This is a genomic window from Kitasatospora sp. NPDC057738 (genome assembly GCF_042798815.1).
Taxonomy (GTDB): Bacteria; Actinomycetota; Actinomycetes; order Streptomycetales; family Streptomycetaceae; genus Kitasatospora; species Kitasatospora lactacystinica.
Genome location: NZ_JBHVJT010000091.1, coordinates 1 through 6,132, shown reverse-complemented (window position 1 = coordinate 6,132; position 6,132 = coordinate 1). Strand labels below are relative to the sequence as shown.

General features: G+C 68.9%; 3 protein-coding genes. All 3 read left to right on the top strand.

Annotation, left to right across the window (positions count from 1 at the left end):
• The first annotated feature begins 52 nt into the window (after positions 1 to 52).
• The 3 genes from ACFVGO_RS34550 (at position 53) to ACFVGO_RS34540 (ending at position 6,101) form a co-directional block, all read left to right on the top strand.
• Positions 53 to 946: a class I SAM-dependent methyltransferase gene (locus tag ACFVGO_RS34550; protein WP_359914070.1), complete on the top strand. Its 894-nt coding sequence runs from the start codon at positions 53 to 55 to the stop codon at positions 944 to 946.
• Between the two features lie 44 nt (positions 947 to 990).
• Positions 991 to 2,811, top strand: a complete 1,821-nt coding sequence (locus ACFVGO_RS34545) for a flavin-containing monooxygenase (RefSeq protein WP_380636089.1) — start codon at positions 991 to 993, stop codon at positions 2,809 to 2,811.
• A 1,814-nt stretch (positions 2,812 to 4,625) separates the two neighbouring features.
• Complete coding sequence (locus tag ACFVGO_RS34540) at positions 4,626 to 6,101, top strand: FAD-binding protein (RefSeq protein WP_359914076.1); 1,476 nt, start codon at positions 4,626 to 4,628, stop codon at positions 6,099 to 6,101.
• The last annotated feature ends 31 nt before the right edge of the window (positions 6,102 to 6,132 follow it).

Genomic DNA, 6,132 nt, shown 5'->3' with positions numbered 1-6,132 from the left:
CCGCCGCCCACCCGTCCGATACCCACCATCGTCAACCGAGGGGCCCCATCCCATGACCACCGTCGAAGCCCGCTCCATCAACCCCGACGTCGAGGCCATCCGCCACCACTACGAGGTCCCCAACGAGCTCTACCGGCTCATCCTGGGCCCCACCATGATGTACTCCGGCGGCTACTGGGAGGACGGCGAGGACCTCGTCGCCGTCCTCGACGAGGCCCAGGAACGCAAGCTCGACGCCTTCACCGACCTCGCCCGCGCCGCCCGCACCGACACCGTCCTGGACATCGGCTGCGGCTGGGGCACCATGCTCAACCGCCTCACCACCGTCCACGGCGTCAAGAAGGCCGTCGGCGTCACCCTCTCCCGCACCCAGGCCGACTTCGTCGACGCCCTCGCCAACCCCGCCATCGAAGCCCGCGTCGAAAGCTGGGAGGACCACCGCCTCGCCGACGGCCAGGCCCCCTACGACGCCGCGTTCTGCATCAACGCACTCGAACACTTCGTGCTCTCCTCCCTCACCCCCAAGGAGCGCACCCAGCGCTACCGCGTCTTCTTCAAGCAGGTCCACTCCCTCCTCAAGCCCGGCGCCCGCTTCGTCCTGCACACCATGACCGTCGAGAACCCCCCGCTGCGCCGCCAGCTCCTGGACGACCTGAAGTTCCTCCAGCGCGAGGAGTTCGAGGGCTGCCACATCCCGCGCCTGCCCGAACTCGCCGCCGGCCTCGACGGCCTCTTCGAGGTCACCGAGATCCGCAACGAACCCGAGTCCTTCGCCCGCGCCTGCCGCGCCTGGCTCCAACTCCTCGCCGCCCGCCGCGACGAAGCCGTCACCATGACCGACGAGACCACCGTCGCCCGCTTCGAGCGCTACCTCGACATCTTCGCCTACACCCTCGAAGACCACATCTTCAACAACTTCCGCGTCACCCTCACCCGCCGCGCCTGACCCCCGGGCCCACCGAGGACACCCGAGAAGAGGACACCGACGCCATGACCACCACCCCCGCCCCCGACCGCACCACCACCAACACCCCCACCGCCACCCCGGCGGCACCCCCCACAACCCCGGCGGCGGGGGTGACCCCCACCCCCGACACCACCACCACCGGCACGACCCGCGGCACCGGCGCGACCACCACCGCCGACACCGACACCACCATCAGCGCCGGCAGCACCACGGCCACCACCGCGGCCACCACCACCGCGGACACCGACACCACCACCACCGCCGACGCCACCAACACCCGCACCGGCACCGGCACCGGCACGGCCACGGACACCCGCACGGGCACCACCACCACCGCGGCCACCGCCCCCGCCGCCCCCGCCGCCGGCGACCTCGCCGTCCGCCACCTCAAAGTCGCGATCATCGGCGCCGGCATCTCCGGCCTCGGCACCGCCATCGCCCTCCTCAAAGCCGGCATCGACGACTTCCTCGTCTTCGAACGCGCCCACGACCTCGGCGGCACCTGGCGCGACAACACCTACCCCGGCTGCGCCTGCGACGTCCAGGCCCACCTCTACTCCTTCTCCTTCGCCCGCAACCCCGAATGGAAATCCACCTTCGCCACCCGCACCGAGGTCCACACCTACCTCAAGAACTGCGCCACCCGCTACGGCGTCGACCCCCACCTGCGCTACGACCACGAACTCCTCGACGCCACCTGGAACGACACCCACCACCACTGGGACATCCGCACCAAACACGGCCACTACACCGCCCAGGTCCTCGTCACCGGCACCGGCTACCTCTCCGACCCCGCCGTCCCCGACCTGCCCGGCCTCGACACCTTCACCGGCACCGTCTTCCACTCCTCCCGCTGGCGCCACGACCACGACCTCACCGGCCGCAACATCGCCGTCATCGGCACCGGCGCCTCCGCCATCCAGTTCGTCCCCGCCATCCAACCCCACGCCGCACACATCGACCTCTACCAGCGCACACCCCCCTGGGTCGCCGCCAAACCCGACAAACCCAACACCCCCCGCCACACCTGGATGCTCCGCCACCTCCCCGGCTACCAACGCTTCCGCCGCGCCTTCAACAAACACGGCCGCGAAATCGTCGCGTTCTTCATGTCCCGCCCCTCCCGCACCACCGGCATGAAGAACATGGCCGCAGGCCACCTCAAAAAATCCGTCCCCGACCCCACCCTGCGCGCCCGCCTCACCCCCGACTACACCGTCGGCTGCAAACGCCTCCTCTTCTCCAACACCTGGTACCCCGCCATCCAACAACCCAACGTCGACATCGTCTCCGACACCATCACCCACATCGGCCCCACCCACATCACCACCACCGACGGCACCCGACGCCACATCGACACCATCATCCTCGCCACCGGCTTCACCGCCACCGACCGCCCCATCGCCCACCTCATCCACGGCCGCCACGGACACACCCTCCACGACACCTGGAACACCCACGGCATGACCGCCCACCGCGGCACCACCATCCACGGCTTCCCCAACCTCTTCATGCTCCTGGGCCCCAACACCACCCTCGGCCACTCCTCCCAAACCGTCATGATCGAAGCCCAGATCACCTACATCCTCGCCGCCCTCAAAACCCTCCACACCCACCACCTCACCACCCTCGACGTCCACCCCCACGCCCAAACCACCTACAACACCACCCTCCAGAACCGCCTCAAAAACACCGTCTGGAACACCGGCGGCTGCACCAGCTGGTACACCGACACCCACGGCAACAACCCCAACATCTGGCCCACCTACACCTGGCGCTTCCGCCAACAAACCCGCACCTTCGACCTCACCAACTACCAAACCACCACCCACACCACCCCCTAACACCCCACACACACCAGACCACCCGGCGGCACCCCGCGGCACCCCGCACCCGGCCCCCAGCGGCACACCCCCGGCGGCACCCCGCACACGGCGGCACCGGCACCCGGCGGCACCCCGGCCCCCGCACCACCCAGCCACCAGCAACACACCCGGCACCCCGCACACAGCGGCACCCCGGCCCCGGCAGCCGGCGACACACCCAGCACCCCACACCCAGCCACCGCCCCCCGGCCACCAGCAACACACCCGGCACCCGGCGGCACCGGCACCCGGCATCACGCCCCCGGCAGCACCCCGCACCCAGCCACCGCCCCCGCCACCACCCGCCACACCGCACCACCGCGACAGGCCGGCCCACACCACAGACCGGCCCACCCGAACAACACCCACAACACAACACACCCGACACAGCACCAGCACCAGCACCAGCACCACGGGCAAGACCCGCAGAACCGGCACAACACACAAAGCCAGCACCACAGTTGCACACCACAAAGACACCACCGCACGCAGGACCACCCACGCCACGACCCCCAGAACCGACCCAGACCACACCACCCGCCATGCACGCCCGCGGGACCGACCCGACCGACCCGACCCGCACCCGCACCCGCACCGGCGCCGAAACAACAAGCAGGACCAGCAGGTCAGTTACAGGCGGAAGGAACCGCTACAGCACACACGACCGGAACACCCGGCGCAGCACACAGGACCGGCAGACGGGGCCGGCAGGCAAAGGAACCGGCCCCCGCACCAACACAACCCGCACGACAGCCAGCGCCCGCAGAACCGGCAGGATCGACGGGCCAGGGCAGAACCGGCACCACCCGCACACCCCGCAAGGCCGGTACGGCCAGGAGAAACGGCACGGCGAGAACACCAACCCACCACACCACCACACCAGTTGGGACCAGCAGCGCCGTCGGGAACAGCAGGCAAAGGAACCGGCCCCAGCACCAGCACCAGCACCAGCACCACAAGCAGGACCAGCACCACGGCTACAAAAGGCAGAAGCCCCACCGCACGCACGACCACAACGGCCGAGGACCAGCAAGACCGGCACCACCGGCACAACCGGCAGGGCAGGCCACGGCCGACAGCACCGGCAGGACACACGTGCGGCACCACCAGGAACGAAAACCGAACCCGCACCAGCACAACCCGCACGACAAGCAAGAACGGCAAGGCCGGTACAACCGACAGGGCCAGTAACACCGACGCAGCCCCTTCGGCCCCGGCCCGACCCGCAGCACCCACAGAACGCAGCCGGTCCACGCACCAGGCAAGACCCGCGCGGACGGCCCAACCGGCAGGGCAGGCCGATCGAACCGCCAAGCACGGGAACCCGACCCGCACCAGCACCAGCACCAGCGGCAAGGACCCGGAAGGACCGGAAGAAACGGCGCAGCCGACCCGACGGATGAACCGCACCGAACACGGCCGCTCCACACACCGGGCAAGACCCGCGGCCCCCACCGGCACAACCGGCAAGGACCCCGCGGCCGGCACCGCCGACAGAGCAGACAGGCCGAGCAGGAACAGCACAGCCAGTACTGCCGACAGCCCGCTCAGCCCCGGCTGGACCGGCTGGACCGGCTGGACCGGCTGGACCGGCTGGGTCGACGAGGCGCGAACGACCTGCACGACCGACAGGCCGAGAAGACCGCGATCAGCAGGACCGGCACGGCCGACCCGACCACCGGACCAGGAACACAAACCCCCGGACCGGCCGGACCGCACCACCGCCACCCACCACACACCACCCGCACCCGCACCCGCCGGGCCCGACCACCACCCCGAGGAGACCACCGCGCATGAACCGAACCCCCCTGTCCAGGCGCACCCTGCTCACCGGCGCCGCCGCCACCGTCATCGGCTACAACACCACCACCCGCACCTGGGCCACCACCGACACCCCCACCCGCGGCCGCATCACCCCCCTACCCCCCATCCAAGGCACCCTCACCACCAACCCCACCACCCGCAACACCCACGCCCACGACTTCGGCCGCCTCACCACCAACACCCCCTACGCCGTCCTCCACCCCGCCGGCGCCCCCGACATCGCCACCATCATCGACTTCGCCCGCCGCAACAACCTCAAAGTCGCCATGAACGGCCAGAGCGGCACCGGAAACGACCTCGAATCACACTCCAACTACGGCCAGGCCGGCGTCGCCGGCGGCATCAGCATCAACGCCCGCGCCCTCAACCGCATCCACACCATCACCCCCACCAACGCCACCGTCGACACCGGCGTCACCTGGGCCCAACTCACCGAAGCCACCCTCGCCCAAAACCTCACACCCCCCGCCCTCACCGACTACCTCCACCTCTCCATCGGCGGCACCATCAGCATCGGCGGCATCGGCTCCACCGTCCACAAACACGGCCTCCAGGCCGACACCGTCGAAGCCATCGAAATCGTCACCGGCACCGGCCGCATCCTCACCGCCACCCCCACCCGAAACCCCGACCTCTTCCACACCGCCCTCGCCGGCGCCGGACAGGTCGGCATCATCACCAAAGCCACCCTCAAACTCGTCCCCGCCCCCCAAAACGCCCGCATCCTCACCCTCACCTACACCGACCAACACACCTTCCTCACCGACCAACAAACCATCCTCAACGACGGCCGCTTCCCCTCCCAAACAGGCGAAATCCTCATCCAACCCAACGGACAACCCCCCCACTACAAAATCGAAGCCGTCACCCACTACAACACCACACCCCCCAACCCCACCCCCCTCCTCACCGGACTCAACCCCACCACCACCACCATCACCGACCAGACCTACCGCGAATACACCTACCGCGCCGACACCTTCGCCGACACCATCAAAAACCTCGGCTACTGGAACACCCCCAAACCCTGGCTCTCCCTCTTCCTCCCCGCCACCACCACCCCCACCTTCCTCAACCACACCCTCCCCCAACTCACCCCCGACGACATCGGCCCCGGCCTCCTCCTCTGCTACCCCTTCCACACCAACAAACTCACCCACCCCCTCGCCATCACCCCCAACGAACCCATCACCTACCTCTTCGACCTCCTCGCCTTCCCCAACCCCACCACCACCAACCCCACCACCCACCTCACCCGCAACCGCAACCTCTACAACACCGCCACCCAACTCGGCGCCAAACGCTACCTCGTCGGCGCCATCCCCAACATGACCCCCACCGACTGGCAACACCACTACGGCCCCCACTGGACCACCCTCACCAACGCCAAAAACACCTACGACCCCACCCACACCCTCACCCCCGGCCACAACATCTTCCCCTAACCCCACACCACACCACACACACAACAAGAAA